We start from the raw sequence: 15,301 nt of genomic DNA on the forward strand, positions 1-15,301 counted from the left end.
GCCCAGCAAAACGCTCTTGCCCCACCACTCGGCACCTCGCTTGGGCTCGGTGTGCCCGAACACAGGCTTGAATCCGTGGGCCGCCGCCACGCGCCATCCATGGCGCGGGGCGGCTAAACCGGCATCCCTGCCGGTTTACCCCCCAAATCCCTGTCGAGTTCCGGCCAGCGTGGTTTGACGGGGCGCTTAAGATCAAAATCAAAAGCAGATCAAGAGCGACTCTCTTCGCATCGTGGTTACCGTCGGTTGCTACCGCCTACGCAGTGGTGTCGAGCCCCGTGCTGCGATAGGCCCGCATAAACAACTTCACCACGTCCTGCACATGCTCTTCGGCCTCTTGCGCGCTCAATTGTCCGCCGCAGCCATACAACAAGCGGAAGTTCGCCGTGCCCTTGAGCAGGCAAAAGAAGTGCTCCGCGGCCTTGAACGGTGTGTCGATGCTCAAGGCGCCGCCCTGGTGAATCTTGCCGAGCAGGCGCTCCATGCCTTGCAGCATGCGCATGGGGCCGGCGTTGAAGAAGATCTGGGAGAGTTTCACGTCCTGATTGCCGGTGGTCATCATCAGGCGATGCAAATTTACCGACTCCTCGCTGTTGATCAACCGATGAAAGCCTCGGGCGATGTTAAGCAGCACCGTCTCGACGGGCATGCCTTCGGGAAGCTCGAAGTACATCACCGGTAATTGCTCTTCGCATTTGGCCACCACCGCCGCGGTGAACAGCGTTTCCTTGTCGGTGAAGTGGCTGTAGACCGTGAGTTTCGATACGCCGGCCGCCAGGGCGACGGCGTCCATGCTGGTGTTCGCATAACCGTTGCTCAAGAACAGCGATTTCGCCGATTCGAGGATTGCCTGGCGTTTTGCCATGTCCTTGGGGCGCCCGGGGCTTGCGGTGTTCAGAGGATTGTCGGACATTTTCACCTTTAATACTGGACTGGTGAGTTTGGTATTAATAACATACCGGCCAGTATAATTATTCCAAGCTCTATTTGCGAAAGGTCCTTCAGCATGCGCAGCGCTTTCCTGCCCCTTGCTTTGCCTGTCAGCCTGGTCTTCCTGTTGGCCGCTTGCGGCCATGAAGAAGCGGCCCAGACCACCGTACGCCCGGCCATGGTGGTGCAACCCCAGCCTTCGGCACAGGCAATGGACAGCTACCCCGGTGAGGTGCGTGCCCGTTATGAGCCGGACCTGGCCTTTCGCATCGGCGGTAAAGTCAGCAAGCGCCCGGGGGGGGAGGGCGAGCGGGTCAAGGCCAACCAGCCGCTGGCCGAACTCGACCCCCAGGACGTGCGCTTGCAACTGGAAGCGACCCGCGCCCAAGTAGCCGCCGCAGAGGCTAATCTGAGCTTGGTGCGTGCGGAGCGAGATCGCTACAAGACCTTGATGGATCGGCAGATGGTCAGTCGGTCGCAGTACGACAATTCCGAAAACCTCTACCGAGCCGGTGAAGCGCGCCTTAAGCAGATCAAGGCCGAGTTCGATGTATCGAGCAACCAGGCCGGCTATGCCGTGCTGCGTGCGCCTCAGGACGGTGTGGTCGCCAAGCGGGCCGTAGAGGTGGGGCAAGTGGTTTCTGCTGGCCAGACCGTGTTCACCCTGGCCACCGATGGCGAGCGTGAAGTATTGATCAGCCTGCCTGAACAGGGCTTTGGCCGCTTCAAGATCGGCCAGCCAGTGTCGGTGGAGTTATGGAGCCAGCCAGAGCAACGTTTCGCCGGGCGCATTCGTGAACTGTCTCCTGCCGCCGACCCCAAATCCCGCACCTTCGCCGCGCGCGTCGCCTTCACGGGCGGCAAGGTTCCCGCCGAACTGGGTCAGAGTGCACGGGTTTTCATCCAGGCCGACGGTGTCATTCCCCTGTCAGTACCTTTGTCTGCCCTGAGTGCCGAAAACGGTGCGTCCTACGTTTGGCGCGTACAACCGGACAACACCCTTAAACGCACTCCCGTGCGCATTGGTGCCTTTGGCGAAAACACCGTGCCGGTCCTCGAAGGCTTGGCCGCCACCGATTGGGTGGTTGCCGCAGGTGTGCATGTACTCCATGAGGGCCAACCAGTGCGCCCGGTGGATCGCTCCAACCGTGTGGTTAATCTGGCGACCAAGGAGTAGTCCCATGGGTTTCAATCTTTCCGAATGGGCGTTGCGTAATCGCCAGATCGTACTGTTCCTGATGATCCTGCTGGCCGTGGTTGGCACCTTGTCCTACACCAAGTTGGGGCAAAGCGAAGACCCGCCCTTTACCTTCAAGGCCATGGTGATCAAGACCAACTGGCCCGGGGCTACGGCCCAGGAGGTATCCCGCCAGGTCACCGAGCGAATCGAAAAGAAACTGATGGAGACCGGTGAGTACGAACGCATCGTGTCGTTCTCCCGCCCCGGTGAATCCCAGGTCACCTTTATTGCCCGTGATTCGATGCGTTCGGCGCAGATTCCTGAGTTGTGGTACCAGGTGCGCAAGAAAATCAGCGACATCCGCCACACCTTGCCGCCGGATATCCAGGGGCCGTTTTTCAACGACGAGTTCGGCACCACCTTTGGCAATATCTACGCCCTGACCGGCGATGGCTTTGACTATGCCGTGCTCAAGGACTACGCCGACCGCATCCAGATCCAGCTGCAACGCGTCCCGGATGTGGGCAAGGTCGAGCTGCTCGGCCTGCAGGACGAGAAGATCTGGATCGAGCTGTCCAACCTCAAGCTCGCCACCCTCGGTTTGCCTCTGGCTGCGGTACAACAGGCGTTGCAGGAACAAAATGCGGTGTCCACCGCCGGCTTCTTTGAAACCCCCACTGAGCGCGTGCAACTGCGCGTTTCTGGCAACTTCAAGACGGTGGAAGAGATCCGCAGCTTTCCGATACGCGTGGGGGATCGCACCTTGCGCATCGGTGACGTGGCTGACATCCATCGAGGCTTCAACGACCCACCGGCACCGCGCATGCGCTACATGGGCGCAGATGCCATCGGCCTGGCCGTGGCCATGCGCGACGGTGGCGACATCCTCGTATTGGGCAAGGCCCTTGAAGCGCAATTCGCACGCCTGCAAAAGAACCTTCCGGCAGGGATGGAGCTGCGCAAAGTGTCGGACCAGCCGGCCGCCGTGAAGACCAGCGTCGGCGAATTCGTCCAGGTATTGGCTGAAGCGCTGGCGATTGTTTTGCTGGTGAGCTTTTTCTCCCTCGGCGTGCGTACCGGCATGGTCGTCGCCCTGGCGATTCCGCTGGTACTGGCGATGACCTTTGCCCCCATGTATTACCTGGGCATCGGCTTGCACAAAATTTCCCTGGGCGCCTTGGTCCTGGCCCTCGGCTTGCTGGTGGATGACGCGATCATCGCCGTGGAAATGATGGCGATCAAAATGGAGCAGGGCTACGACCGCCTCAAAGCCGCGAGTTTCGCCTGGCCCAGCCCCGCATTCCCCATGCTCACCGGCACCCTGATCACGGCGGCGGGCTTTTTGCCGATTGCCACCGCGCAATCGAGCACCGGCGAATACACCCGGTCGATCTTCCAGGTGGTGACCATCGCACTGCTAGCCTCCTGGGTGGCGGCCGTGGTGTTTGTGCCCTACCTGGGGGAAAAACTCCTGCCCGACCTGGCGAAGATTCATGTGGCCAAACACGGCACCGATGGCCCGGACCCTTACGGCACACCCTTCTACCAGCGTGTAAGGCGCTTGGTGGAGTGGTGCGTGCAGCGGCGTAAAACCGTGATCGTGCTGACCTTGCTGCTGTTTATCGGCTCGGTTGCACTGTTCCGCTTCGTGCCGCAACAGTTCTTCCCTGCTTCCGGTCGACTGGAGTTGATGGTCGATCTGAAACTGGCCGAAGGCGCTTCCCTGAGCAACACCGCCGAGCAGGTCAAGCGCCTGGAGGCATTGCTCAAGGAACATGCCGGCATCAACAACTATGTCGCCTACGCGGGCACCGGTTCGCCACGGTTTTACCTGCCACTGGACCAGCAATTGCCCGCTGCCAGCTTCGCCCAGTTTGTGGTGCTGGCTAACACCATCGAGGAGCGTGAAAGCCTGCGCACCTGGCTGATCGAAACCCTCAACGAGCAATTCCCCGACCTGCGTTCGCGTGTCACGCGGCTGGAGAACGGCCCGCCCGTAGGCTACCCCGTGCAGTTTCGTGTGACTGGCGAGCACATCGAAGAAGTCCGTGCGCTGGCGCGCAAAGTGGCGGCCAAGGTTCGCGAAAATACCCATGTGGTGAATGTGCATCTGGACTGGGAAGAACCGAGCAAAATCGTGTACCTGAATATCGACCAGGACCGTGCCCGCGCCCTGGGTGTGAGCACCGCCAACCTGTCGAAATTCCTGCAGAGCTCCCTGACCGGTTCCAGCGTCAGCCAGTACCGGGAGGACAATGAATTGATCGAGATCCTCCTGCGCGGCACCGTGCATGAGCGTAGTGAACTGTCGCGCCTGCCGAGCCTGGCCGTGCCTACCGACAATGGTAAAAGCGTGGCGCTGTCGCAGATCGCCACCCTCGAATATGGTTTTGAAGAGGGCATCATCTGGCATCGCAACCGCTTGCCGACGGTGACCGTACGGGCCGATATCTATGGCAAGGAACAGCCGGCGACCCTCGTGCAGCAGATCTTGCCGACGCTCGCCGATGTGCGTGCCGAGCTGCCGGACGGCTATCTGTTGGAAGTGGGCGGTACGGTTGAAGACTCTGCGCGGGGGCAAAACTCGGTGAAGGCCGGCGTGCCGCTGTTTATCGTGGTGGTGCTGACCTTGCTGATGCTGCAACTGCGCAGCTTTTCGCGCACGGCGATGGTCTTTCTCACCGCACCGTTGGGGCTGATCGGCGTGACCCTGTTCCTGTTGGTGTTTCGCCAACCCTTCGGTTTCGTCGCCATGCTCGGCACCATCGCGCTGTCGGGCATGATCATGCGTAATTCGGTGATTCTGGTGGACCAGATAGAACAAGACATCAAGGCCGGCCTGGCACCCTGGCAGGCAATTATCGAAGCCACCGTCCGACGCTTTCGCCCGATTGTGCTGACGGCGCTGGCAGCGGTGCTGGCGATGATCCCGTTGTCGCGCAGTGTGTTCTTCGGGCCCATGGCCGTGGCGATCATGGGGGGGTTGATCGTGGCGACGGCGTTGACACTGTTGTTCTTGCCGGCGTTGTACGCGGCTTGGTTCAGGGTCAGGAAGGACGTGGAGTAAATCTGTGACTGTTTTTGGGTGGACCCAATGGGAACCTTTTTTTCAGGCTTGCCACAGATAGTTACCTGTTCGCAGGTACTTTATTCGGTGGTTTTTATCACGTGGATAAAATTTCCAGAACGTTCATAGAGGCGAAATAGATATGCTCCTACAAGCATTGGGAAACTTTTACTCGGGGATCGGCATGATGCTGGGCGGCGGTCAGATGGGTGGCGCTTGCGCCAAACATTCACATAATGACTCCGTCAGTCGGCGTGAGCTTTCGGACGCGCTCAAATCGTTCAAATACGATCATTCCCAGCCCACCAGCAATATTACGATCAACAACAGTGTTTCCAACGCGAACAGCAATGCGAATACCAACGCTCAAATCGGCCGTTGAATGCGCTGAGTTCTGATATTCAGCCGTTGCAAACACTCTGCACCGCAGAGTGTTTGCCGCGTTACGTCCAAGTGCAAATCGCTGGCGAGGGCTTAAAGTGCCCCAAACACCTTCTTGGCCAAGCTGGTGGCTGCTGCCGCCGGGTTCTTGCGAATGGTTTCTTCCTGCTGCGCGATCATTTTGAACAAGCCATCCAGCGCTTGCTCGGTCACGTAGTTTTCGACGTTGGCGCTCTTGGCATCCACGGCGCCAAAGGCCGCGGCCTTGCCGGCCAGGGCGTTGTACTGCTGGGCCACGCCGACTTTGTCGGTGGCGGCCTTGACGATGGGCAGGAACTTGGCGCGAATTTCTTCACGGCTGCTTTTGTTCAGGTACTGGGTGGCGGAGTCCTGGCCTCCACTGAGAATGCCCTTGGCGTCGGTCACGCTCATGTTCTTCACGGCGTTGACCAGGATCGGCTGGGCCTGGGTCACGGCGGTTTCTGCGGCCTTGTTCATGCTGGTTTCCAGCTGCGTGACCTGGTCACCCATACCAAACATTTTCAGCTTGTCGGCGACTTTGCCGAGTTTGCCCGGCAGGCCGATCTTCACGTCCGGGTTGTTGCTGAAACCACCGGGCGTCCCGAGTTGTTTCACAGCAATCTGTGCACCTTGGGTCAAGGCATCCTTGAGGCCGCCGCTGGCGTCACCCTGGGACAGGCTGCCGAGATCCAGAGCCATGGCATTGGCGCCGAACAGCAAGCCAGCACACAGGGCGGTGAGGCGAAGAGATTTGCGGAGCATGGGCGCTTTCCTTATGAAGTGGGAATGATCAGTGTGCGGCCGCATCCACCCGCAGGCGCAGCGGTTGCGGGTCCTGGCCGTTGAGTTGCACGGTGTGCCGCTCGGTGGTGATAAACAGTAGCTTGCCGTCCAGCTCGATGCGAGCGCTGACCGAATAGGTGTGGCCCGGTTTGACTTGGGCCGGGTCATAGCTCAGGTGAAACGGCAGCGGCACCTGGCCTTTGACCGGGCCTTTCTGTTCGGCGAGGGTCACGGCCGGGGCGTCCATCAGGGACACGTCCTGCAGGCTGACACTCAAGGTGGCGGCCGGCGGCAGGGCGATGCGTTGCAGGTAGAACACTTCGCCGTCCAGACTGGCCTTCGGGGTTGGGGTCATCGAGTGGCAGGCTCCGAGCAGGGCAGTCAGGCCCAGGAGGATGAGTTTTTTCACGGTGCAACTCCTTTTCAACGGCGCCGGAATCCGCCCGGCGCCTCGTTCAATCTAGCGGTTTTCTTCAGGGTTGACGGCAACCGGTTCGGCCGCGGCCTCGGTTGCGCCGTCCACGCGGTGCAAGGCCACCTGGCGGATCGACAGGCGAATATCCGCGGGCAATACGCGTTTGGCCGCGCCTTCGGCCAGTTCGCCGAGCAGGTCGTGATAGCCCAGCTTGCCAGCTTCATCGCGACGCAGCACATCTTGCTCCAGCAACGTCTGGATGAAATGTCGGAAAAGGCTCTTGTCGAAGAATTCCGGAGCGTTGAGGCCGTGCAGGATTGACAGGCGCTGGGCCATGATCGTGCACAGGTCTTCCAGCTCTTCGGCGCTAATGCTGTTCTGGCCGCTGTTGAGCAGCAACGAGATCGCCATGTAGAAGCGTTGCAGGGTCTGGGCGATGCTCTTGGACAGCAGCGTCAGCAGCACAAAGTGCCGAGAGCTCGGCGCCGGGCGCAGGTACACGGCGTTTTCGAAACGCAGCAGGCCTTGTTCGACAAACGCGTCCAGCCATTGGTCGACCACGTTGTCCAAGTCGTCCAACGACCAACGAATAAACAGTTCCGATTGCAGGTACGGGTAAAGCGCGTGGGTGTAGCGCAGGATCTGTTCGCGGCTCATCCGCGAGCTGCTCTGGAAGAAGCTCGCCAGCAACGCCGGCAGGGCGAAGATGTGCAGTACGTTGTTGCGGTAGTAGGTCATCAGGACGGCATTCTGCTCATCCAGATAAACGATTTTGCCCAGGGCGTCGCTCTGCTCGGACAACAGGTTCATGTCCTTGACGTGCTTGATCAGCGCCAGGCCATCGCCTTCCGGCAGGGTGGTGTGGGGCGAGTAGGGCACACGACGCAACAGCGCGAGGTACAGGTCCAGCTGGCGGGCCATGGCCTGTTCATCCAGGGCCAGGCGGGTGGTGGACAGCAGTGCCAGCGCCACCAGGTTCACCGGGTTCACCGCAGCGGCTTCGTTCAAATGACGCGCCACCTGTTCGCCGAGGCGATTGGTGGTTTCGTTGAGCCAGGCCGGTTTGTAGTTCGGCCCCAGTTCCTGGGCGCGCCAGTCCGGTTGCTCGGCGTCGAGGAACTCTGCCAGCTTGATCGGTTCGCCAAAGTTGACCGCCACTTGGCCGAAGCGCTGCTTGAGCGCGCCGACCACTTTGAAGATATCGAAGATCGACTCTTTCTTCTTGCTGGCGCCACGCAGTTCGCCCAGGTAAGTGCGGCCTTCGAGGACACGCTCATAGCCGATATACACCGGCACGAACACGATAGGCATGCGCGAGGAGCGCAAGAAGCTGCGCAGGGTAATCGCCAGCATCCCGGTTTTCGGTTGCAGCATGCGCCCGGTGCGCGAGCGGCCGCCTTCGACGAAGTACTCCACCGGGAAGCCCTTGGTGAACAGGGTGTGCAGGTATTCGTTGAACACCGAGGTGTACAACGGGTTGCCCTTGAAGGTGCGACGCATGAAAAACGCACCGCCACGGCGCAGCAGGCTGCCGATCACCGGCATGTTGAGGTTGATGCCGGCGGCGATGTGCGGTGGGGTCAGGCCGTTCTTGAACAGCAGGTAGGACAGCAGCAGGTAGTCGATATGGCTGCGGTGGCAAGGCACGTAGATCACCTCGTAGCCCTGGGCCACCTTTTGCACGCCTTCGATGTTATTGACCTTGATGCCGTCGTAGATCTTGTTCCAGAACCAGCTCAATACCACTTCCAGGAAGCGGATCGCGGTGTAGGTGTAGTCCGAGGCAATCTCGTTGCCATAGCGCAGGGCCAGGGCCTTGGCTTTTTCCGGCGAGATTTTTTCGCGTTCAGCCTCATCAGAAATGGCTTGGCGCACGAGCGGCATATTCACCAGGCCCTTCACCAGATTACGGCGGTGGGACAGGTCGGGGCCGATCACCGCCGTCTTCAGGTTACGAAAGTGCACACGCAAGATGCGCTGGGCCATGCGCACGGTACGTTCGTGGCCTTTATTGTGCTCGATCAATTCACGCAGGTTGATAGGCGCGGAGAATTGCACGCGGGTCTTGCGCCCCAGGATCAGGATGCTCAATAACCGGCGTAGACGCCCGGTGACCGCCCAGCTGTCGGCGAATAACAGCTTCCACGGGCTGGACTCGCTTTCAGGGGATTGGCCCCAGAACACGCTGACCGGAATGATTTGTGCATTCTCTTCGGCGTGTTCGGTGAGGGTGTTGACCAGGCGCGTCAGGGTGGGCGGTGCGCCACGCTTGTCCTGGCGCCCTAGCCAATCCGGATCCGGCGTGAGGTAGAAGAACGCCGCAGGCTCCATCAACGGCCCCACTGACACTGGCAGCACCGGGCGTGGCAGGCCGGCCTTGGTGCACTCGGCGTCGACCACCGCCAACTCGGTGAGGGAGGGTGATTGCAGGACGTAGAAAACCGGCCGGCTGCGGTCCAGGTTAAGGGTGAGGGACGACTGGTTGATCGTCTCTGAGCGAACCCAGAGGTACAACAGTCGGCGCAAGGTGCCAAACACCAGACGGCGGAACGGGGAGCGGGTCATAGGCGAACTGCTTCAAGTGGAAAAAACCGAGCAGGCGCTCGGGCGGGTAGTGTGCCGTATTCGCCGAAAATCGGCAAAAAAGCAGCGATGTAAAGTTGAGTTGATGGTTTTTGAGCCTGTCTTATACTCGGCAGTTCAATGCGAGCGACTTAACAATAAAAAAACCAGTGGGAGTGAACAGATGACAACGCGCGAAACCGGCAATGTGAAGTGGTTCAACGATGCAAAGGGCTATGGCTTTATCCAGCGTGAAGATGGCAAGGATGTGTTTGTGCACTACCGCGCCATTCGCGGTGAAGGCCACCGCTCGTTGGCCGAGGGCCAGCAGGTGGAATACGCCGTGGTGACCGGCGAGAAGGGCTTGCAGGCGGAGGATGTGGTCGGCCTGTAACAACTTTGTTTTGATAACCCAATCAACTGTGGGAGCTGGCTTGCCTGCGATAGCATCACTGTGGTCTGACTGATAGACCAAGGTGTCTGCATCGCAGGCAAGCCAGCTCCCACATTGATTGGGTTAGCAATCCGCTGTCAGGCGGTTTTCCAAGTGATCTGTTCTTCACCGTCTTCGCTGATGCGAATCCAGGTGTCGGCACTTTCCTCACCTTCTTCCTCAACCCAGGTGCCCGGCGCGCAACGCACTTCGACGTTCAGCGCGGCAAACGCGGCGCGGGCGCAGGCTATGTCGTCGTCCCACGGGGTCTCGTCGCTTTCCAGGTACAGGCTGTTCCATTTGCCCACCGCCTTGGGCAGCCAGGTAATCGGCACGCTGCCGGCCTTGCACTTGTAGGTCTGGCCTTTCTGGACCCAGTCGGTGCACGGGCCCAGAGCGGCGCCCAGCCAGGCGGCGATGGCCTTGTGATCGACGTCGGCGTCCTTCAGGTAAATCTCAATATCGGGTTGGCGCATGGATGTTCCTCGTTGCGGGATTCGAAAATCCATTCGCGGATGGGTGAAAGTCGGTCATTGAAGCACGAAATAATCGTAGCGCATCGACACCGTGACCTGCAGCGGCGCAGCCGCCTCGATCACCTCGTGGCGGCGCTCGGCACTGGCACGCCAACCGTGGGGCGTCATCGCCAGCAGGTTGGCGCGGTCCTGGGCTTCGGCCAGGCTCAGGGTGAATTCCAGGATTTCACTGTGAGCAAGGCTCATGCCGTCCGGCACCAGGGCCAGGTGTTTGTCGTCGGTGTATTCGCGCACTTCGTCGTACAGGCGCTCGCGCAGTTCCATCAAGTGGCCGCGGGTGGGGCCTACTTTCATCAAGCCGCCGCCGGGGCTGAGCAGGCGCTTGGCCTCTTCCCAGTCCAACGGGCTGAACACGCTGGCGAGGAACTGGCAGCTGGCGTCGGCCAATGGCACGCGGGCCATGCTGGCGATCAACCAGGTCAGCGCTGGGTTGCGTTTGCACGCGCGCTTGACCGCTTCCTTGGAGATATCCAGCGCGTAGCCATCGGCATCCGGCAGGGCCTGGGCGATTTGCGCAGTGTAGTAACCCTCGCCACAGCCAATGTCCACCCAGCGCTGTGGTGCGCGCTCGGCGGCCAGTTCGGCCAGGCGCTTGGCCACCGGGGCGTAGTGCCCGGCGTTGAGGAAGTCGCGGCGTGCCTCGACCATGGCCAGGTTATCGCCCGGGTCGCGGCTGTTCTTGTGCTGCACCGGCAACAGGTTCAGGTAACCCTGGCGCGCGCGATCGAAACGGTGCCCGACCGGGCACTCCACGCCATTGTCCACCGCATTGAGCGGTGCGCTGCAAATGGGGCAGGCAAGCATCAGGCGAGCAACTTGATCAGGGTCTGGTAGTAGATTTCGGTGAGCACGTCGAGGTCGCTAGCCAGGATGCGTTCGTTGACCTGGTGGATCGTCGCATTGACCGGGCCCAGTTCGACCACCTGGGTGCCCAACGTCGCAATGAAGCGCCCATCGGAGGTACCTCCGCTGGTGGACGCCTGGGTTTCACGCCCGGTGATCGCCAGGATGCTGGCCGACACCGCATCCAGCAGAGCGCCTGGCTCGGTGAGGAACGGCAGGCCCGACAGCGCCCACTCTACATGCCAGTCCAGGCCATGTTTGTCGAGAATGGCCGCGACCCGTTGTTGCAGGCCCTCGACGGTGGACTCGGTGGAAAAACGGAAGTTGAACACCACCGTCAGGTCACCCGGGATCACGTTGGTGGCGCCGGTACCGGAATTGAGGTTGGAAATCTGGAAGCTGGTCGGCGGGAAAAACGTGTTGCCGTCATCCCAATGCTCGGCAGCGAGTTCGGCCAGGGCCGGTGCCGCCAGGTGGATCGGGTTCTTCGCCAGGTGCGGGTAAGCCACATGGCCCTGTACACCGCGTACGGTCAAGGTGGCGCCGAGGGAGCCACGGCGGCCGTTCTTGACCACGTCGCCCACCAGGCTGGTGCTTGACGGTTCGCCGACGATGCACCAGTCCAGGCGCTCCTTGCGTGCGGCCAGGCGTTCAATCACGGCCTTGGTGCCATGGTGCGCCGGGCCTTCTTCGTCGCTGGTGATCAGGAAGGCGACCGAACCCTTGTGGTACGGGTAGTCGCTGACGAAACGTTCCGCTGCCACCAGCATCGCCGCCAGGCTGCCTTTCATGTCCGCCGCGCCACGGCCACAGAGCATGCCGTTTTCGTCGATCAACGCGTCGAACGGGTCGTTCTGCCAGGCCTGTACCGGACCGGTCGGCACCACGTCGGTGTGACCGGCAAAGCACAGCACCGGGCCTTCGTGCTTGCCGTGGGTGGCCCAGAAGTTATCCACGTCGAAGATGCGCATCGGTTCAAGCGCAAAACCGGCGTCGCCCAGGCGCTGCATCATCAGCTTCTGGCAATCGGCATCGATCGGCGTGACCGACGGGCGACGGATCAGGTCGATGGCAAGTTGAAGGGTCGGCGAAAGGTCGGCATGGGCCGTCATGGGGGAACTCCGGAAAGCGTGTGATGGGCGCAGGACGAATGTGGAAATACAGAGCGTGGAGCAACGCAATTCCAATGTGGGAGCTGGCTTGCCTGCGATAGCATCGCTGCGGTGTGCCTGTCAGGCCGCGGCGTCTGCATCGCAGGCAAGCCAGCTCCCACATAGAATTGGGCCAGGCCAAGTCTCACAAAAGGGCCGTTATCTTATAGCAAAACGGCGGCCAAGGGCCGCCGTTTAGTGCATTGCGTGACTTTTTACGCCGCCGGTGTGGCCTCAGGCGCCGCCGAAGGTTTGGGCAGCGACGACAAGAACGCCATGATCAGCGCCGCCACATAGGGCAGCGACTGCACCAGCAACATCACCACCCAGAAGCGAATGTCGTTGCTCGGCAGGCCTTGCACCAGGTAGATCCCCAGCGCCGCGCCCCACAGCAGCAGCATGATGAACATTTCTTCGCGGGCTTCGGAAATCGCCACCCAGAAGCCGTGGTTATCCGCGTTTTTCGGTGTACGAAAGAACGGAATACTGCTGGTGAAGAAGCCGTACAACACCGCCTTGGCGATGGTGTGGGACAACGCCAACCCAGCCAAAGCCGCGCAGAACGCGTCTTTCAAGTTCACACCTACCGCACGGCGGTAGAGGAAGATGATCTTGCCGACCTTGAACACAAACAACGCCAACGGCGGGATCGCGAAAATCAGCAGCGGCGGGTCGACCCGGGTCGGCACGATGATCATCGCCGCGGACCACAACAGGGCGCCGACGGTAAAGAAGATGTTCATGCCATCGGCCACCCACGGCAACCAGCCCGCGAGGAAGTGGTAGCGCTGGCCGCGGGTCAGCTCGGTGTCCTTGCCGCGCAACAGGCTGGCGGTGTGGCGCTTGATGATCTGGATCGCGCCATAGGCCCAGCGGAAACGCTGTTTCTTGAAGTCGATGAAGGTATCCGGCATCAAACCCTTGCCGTAGCTGTCGTGGTAGTACGCCGCCGACAAGCCTTTTTCGAACACGCGCAGGCCCAGCTCGGCGTCTTCACAGATGCACCAGTCGGCCCAGCCCAGCTCTTCGGGCACCGAGCGGCGGGTCATGGTCATGGTGCCGTGCTGGATGATCGCGTCGCGGTCGTTACGGGTGACCATGCCGATATGGAAGAAGCCTTTGTACTCGGCGTAGCAGAGCTTCTTGAAGGTGCTTTCGTTCTGGTCGCGGTAATCCTGGGGCGACTGCACCACGGCGATTTTCGGGTCGGCGAAGTGCGGCACCATGTGCTTGAGCCAGTTCGGCGATACACAGTAGTCCGAGTCGATCACCGCGATCACTTCGGCATCCTTGGCGGTGTGTGGGATCAGGTAATTCAGTGCGCCGCCCTTGAAGCCGGCCAGGGGCGCAACGTGGAAGAACTTGAAGCGCGGGCCGAGGGTTTCGCAGTAGTCGCGTACCGGCTCCCACACCGCCGGGTCCTTGGTGTTGTTGTCGATGATCAGGACTTCGTAGTCCGGATAATCGAGGGCGGCCAGGGCGTCGAGGGTCTGTTTGACCATTTCCGGCGGCTCGTTGTAGCACGGCACATGGATCGACACTTTCGGGCGGTAGTCCGAGTCGCCTTCCACGGGCAGGAATTCACGCCGGCGCTTGTGGGTCCACACTGCTTCTGCCAACTCATGGGCTTCGGTCAGCAACACAATGAACACGCCCAGCGCGCCGAGTGCCAGCAACACACCGACCGTCACGCTGAACCAGGTGCTGTATTGCTGGCTGTAGTCGTAGCCGATCCAGACCAGCACTGACCCGCACAGGAACGCAATGAAGGTCAGGAAGGTACGGCCACGCTGGCGCAGGGCCGAGCCATCGATCATCAACAGGGTCAGGGACAGCAGTGCAAGCACCACCGAACCGATGGCCAGTACCCGCCATTGCGGAATCGCCACCACCGGGCCGTCAAAATTGAATTTCTGCTGGCGGGCGGCGTTGAATACACCCCAATACGCACCCGCCGACCCTTCGTCGCTGACCTTCCACGGCTGGTCAAACGCCTCGATCACAAAGTAGTTGTAACCCTGGCGGTTGAGCTTGTTTACCAGCGTACGCAGGTAAATCGCCTGGTCTGCCGGCGACGATTCATTACCGCCGCGCATACGGCCGTTGCTCGGCCAGCCCACTTCCGACAGCAGCAGTGGCTTTTTCGGGAAGGCTTTCTTCAGGTCCTTGGCGCGGTCGAGGACGTACTGGCCGGCCTTGTCCATCGGGATGTATTCCCAGAACGGCAGGATGTGCGCGGCGATCAGGTCGACGTGCTTGGCCAGTTGCGGGTTCTTTTCCCAGATGTGCCATTGCTCGGAGGTGGTCACCGGGACTTTCACGGCGGCGCGCACGCGGTCGAGCAGCACGATCAGGGCTTCGGGGGTGATTTCTTCACGGAACAACGCTTCGTTGCCCACCACTACGCGCACGACACTGCGCGAGGTGTTGGCGATCTCGATAGCGCGCTGGATCTCCCGCTCGTTACGCTCAAGGTCTGGGCTGATCCAGATCCCCAGGGTCACGCGCAGGCCGAACTCTTCGGCCAGCTTGGGAATATCCCCCAGGGGGCCGTCCACCGAGTAGGTACGGATGTTGTCCGTCAGCTTGCTCATGATCGCAAGGTCCTGACGCATCTGTTCGTCGGTAGGGTACTGGTCTTTCTGCGGGTACTGGCCTTGCTGGAACGGCGAGTAGGAAAAACCGGAGATCTGATCTGGCCAGTTGGGAGCGGTGACCGGGCGGTTGATCAGCGCCCAGAAACCGGTGAACAGCGCGGCAATTGCCAGCACCACCACCAGGTTGAGTCCAAATTTACGCGATGCCATGGTTATGTCGGGTTCCAAAGGGTGCGGAACGAAAGAGGTGTCGGCCTACGCCGAACGGCGCGCATCCTACACCGGCCCTTCCCTGAGCGTACAGCAGACAGAGAAAAGCCGGACGTTAGTCTGCGAAAGTCAGCCTAAGTTCTTTACTTGTAGCTGCAAGCGTCGAACTTGTCGCGGCGTAGCCCTATAATG

The 15,301-nt window shown here is 60.7% G+C and carries 12 protein-coding genes; 4 read left to right on the top strand and 8 right to left on the bottom strand.

Going from position 1 to position 15,301, the window contains the following annotated elements; genetic code table 11:
- Positions 1 to 256 precede the first annotated feature (256 nt).
- Positions 257 to 913 carry a TetR/AcrR family transcriptional regulator gene (locus CER19_RS09645; RefSeq protein ID WP_116666258.1) on the bottom strand — a complete coding sequence of 219 codons (657 nt, stop codon included), beginning with the start codon at positions 911 to 913 and terminating at the stop codon, positions 257 to 259.
- Between the two features lie 93 nt (positions 914 to 1,006).
- Here CER19_RS09645 and CER19_RS09650 point away from each other — a divergent pair, with 93 nt between their 5' ends.
- The 3 genes from CER19_RS09650 (at position 1,007) to CER19_RS09660 (ending at position 5,559) form a co-directional block, all read left to right on the top strand.
- Complete coding sequence (locus tag CER19_RS09650) at positions 1,007 to 2,107, top strand: efflux RND transporter periplasmic adaptor subunit (RefSeq protein ID WP_116666259.1); 1,101 nt, start codon at positions 1,007 to 1,009, stop codon at positions 2,105 to 2,107.
- A gap of 4 nt (positions 2,108 to 2,111) precedes the next feature.
- Positions 2,112 to 5,177 carry an efflux RND transporter permease subunit gene (locus CER19_RS09655; RefSeq protein ID WP_116666260.1) on the top strand — a complete coding sequence of 1,022 codons (3,066 nt, stop codon included), beginning with the start codon at positions 2,112 to 2,114 and terminating at the stop codon, positions 5,175 to 5,177.
- Between the two features lie 142 nt (positions 5,178 to 5,319).
- Entirely contained in the window at positions 5,320 to 5,559 is a 240-nt protein-coding gene (locus tag CER19_RS09660; RefSeq protein ID WP_116666261.1) for a type III secretion protein, read from the top strand.
- Positions 5,560 to 5,651: 92 nt separating this feature from the next.
- On the opposite strand, the gene CER19_RS09665 is transcribed toward CER19_RS09660, so the two are convergent.
- The 3 genes from CER19_RS09665 to plsB are packed head-to-tail and all read right to left on the bottom strand — an operon-like array spanning position 5,652 to position 9,342.
- Positions 5,652 to 6,341 carry a DUF4197 domain-containing protein gene (locus CER19_RS09665; RefSeq protein ID WP_003189124.1) on the bottom strand — a complete coding sequence of 230 codons (690 nt, stop codon included), beginning with the start codon at positions 6,339 to 6,341 and terminating at the stop codon, positions 5,652 to 5,654.
- A gap of 28 nt (positions 6,342 to 6,369) precedes the next feature.
- Complete coding sequence (locus CER19_RS09670; RefSeq protein WP_014717218.1) at positions 6,370 to 6,771, bottom strand: YbaY family lipoprotein; 402 nt, start codon at positions 6,769 to 6,771, stop codon at positions 6,370 to 6,372.
- A 51-nt stretch (positions 6,772 to 6,822) separates the two neighbouring features.
- A complete protein-coding gene (plsB, locus tag CER19_RS09675) occupies positions 6,823 to 9,342 on the bottom strand; it encodes a glycerol-3-phosphate 1-O-acyltransferase PlsB (protein ID WP_116666262.1) in 2,520 nt (839 codons plus the stop codon).
- A 181-nt stretch (positions 9,343 to 9,523) separates the two neighbouring features.
- Between plsB and CER19_RS09680 the strand changes: the two genes are divergently transcribed.
- On the top strand, positions 9,524 to 9,733 hold the full coding sequence (locus CER19_RS09680; RefSeq protein WP_003189131.1) for a cold-shock protein: 210 nt from the start codon (positions 9,524 to 9,526) through the stop codon (positions 9,731 to 9,733).
- Between the two features lie 137 nt (positions 9,734 to 9,870).
- Here CER19_RS09680 and CER19_RS09685 read toward each other — a convergent pair whose 3' ends face one another.
- The 4 genes from CER19_RS09685 to CER19_RS09705 all read right to left on the bottom strand — a co-directional run bounded on the left by CER19_RS09685 (position 9,871) and on the right by CER19_RS09705 (position 15,109).
- Positions 9,871 to 10,248, bottom strand: coding sequence for a hypothetical protein (locus CER19_RS09685; RefSeq protein WP_116666263.1), 378 nt, complete (start codon positions 10,246 to 10,248; stop codon positions 9,871 to 9,873).
- 54 nt (positions 10,249 to 10,302) lie between these two features.
- Complete coding sequence (locus tag CER19_RS09690; protein WP_116666264.1) at positions 10,303 to 11,112, bottom strand: putative RNA methyltransferase; 810 nt, start codon at positions 11,110 to 11,112, stop codon at positions 10,303 to 10,305.
- Positions 11,112 to 12,263: a succinyl-diaminopimelate desuccinylase gene (dapE, locus tag CER19_RS09695; protein WP_116666265.1), complete on the bottom strand. Its 1,152-nt coding sequence runs from the start codon at positions 12,261 to 12,263 to the stop codon at positions 11,112 to 11,114. The genes CER19_RS09690 and dapE overlap by 1 nt, the downstream gene beginning before the upstream one ends.
- Positions 12,264 to 12,517: 254 nt before the next feature.
- Complete coding sequence (locus tag CER19_RS09705; protein WP_116666267.1) at positions 12,518 to 15,109, bottom strand: glycosyltransferase; 2,592 nt, start codon at positions 15,107 to 15,109, stop codon at positions 12,518 to 12,520.
- Positions 15,110 to 15,301 lie beyond the last annotated feature (192 nt).

Source organism: Pseudomonas sp. GL93, assembly GCF_003408955.1.
Classification (GTDB): domain Bacteria; phylum Pseudomonadota; class Gammaproteobacteria; order Pseudomonadales; family Pseudomonadaceae; genus Aquipseudomonas; species Aquipseudomonas paracarnis.

What these genes read in the sequence shown, in the direction of transcription:
- CER19_RS09705 (WP_116666267.1), bottom strand. Translation starts at nt 15,109, where the DNA reads ATGGCATCGCGTAAATTTGGACTCAACCTGGTGGTGGTGCTGGCAATT.
- CER19_RS09665 (WP_003189124.1), bottom strand. Translation starts at nt 6,341, where the DNA reads ATGCTCCGCAAATCTCTTCGCCTCACCGCCCTGTGTGCTGGCTTGCTG.
- CER19_RS09660 (WP_116666261.1), top strand. Translation starts at nt 5,320, where the DNA reads ATGCTCCTACAAGCATTGGGAAACTTTTACTCGGGGATCGGCATGATG.
- CER19_RS09655 (WP_116666260.1), top strand. Translation starts at nt 2,112, where the DNA reads ATGGGTTTCAATCTTTCCGAATGGGCGTTGCGTAATCGCCAGATCGTA.
- CER19_RS09685 (WP_116666263.1), bottom strand. Translation starts at nt 10,248, where the DNA reads ATGCGCCAACCCGATATTGAGATTTACCTGAAGGACGCCGACGTCGAT.
- plsB (WP_116666262.1), bottom strand. Translation starts at nt 9,342, where the DNA reads ATGACCCGCTCCCCGTTCCGCCGTCTGGTGTTTGGCACCTTGCGCCGA.
- CER19_RS09650 (WP_116666259.1), top strand. Translation starts at nt 1,007, where the DNA reads ATGCGCAGCGCTTTCCTGCCCCTTGCTTTGCCTGTCAGCCTGGTCTTC.
- CER19_RS09645 (WP_116666258.1), bottom strand. Translation starts at nt 913, where the DNA reads ATGTCCGACAATCCTCTGAACACCGCAAGCCCCGGGCGCCCCAAGGAC.
- CER19_RS09690 (WP_116666264.1), bottom strand. Translation starts at nt 11,112, where the DNA reads ATGCTTGCCTGCCCCATTTGCAGCGCACCGCTCAATGCGGTGGACAAT.
- dapE (WP_116666265.1), bottom strand. Translation starts at nt 12,263, where the DNA reads ATGACGGCCCATGCCGACCTTTCGCCGACCCTTCAACTTGCCATCGAC.
- CER19_RS09680 (WP_003189131.1), top strand. Translation starts at nt 9,524, where the DNA reads ATGACAACGCGCGAAACCGGCAATGTGAAGTGGTTCAACGATGCAAAG.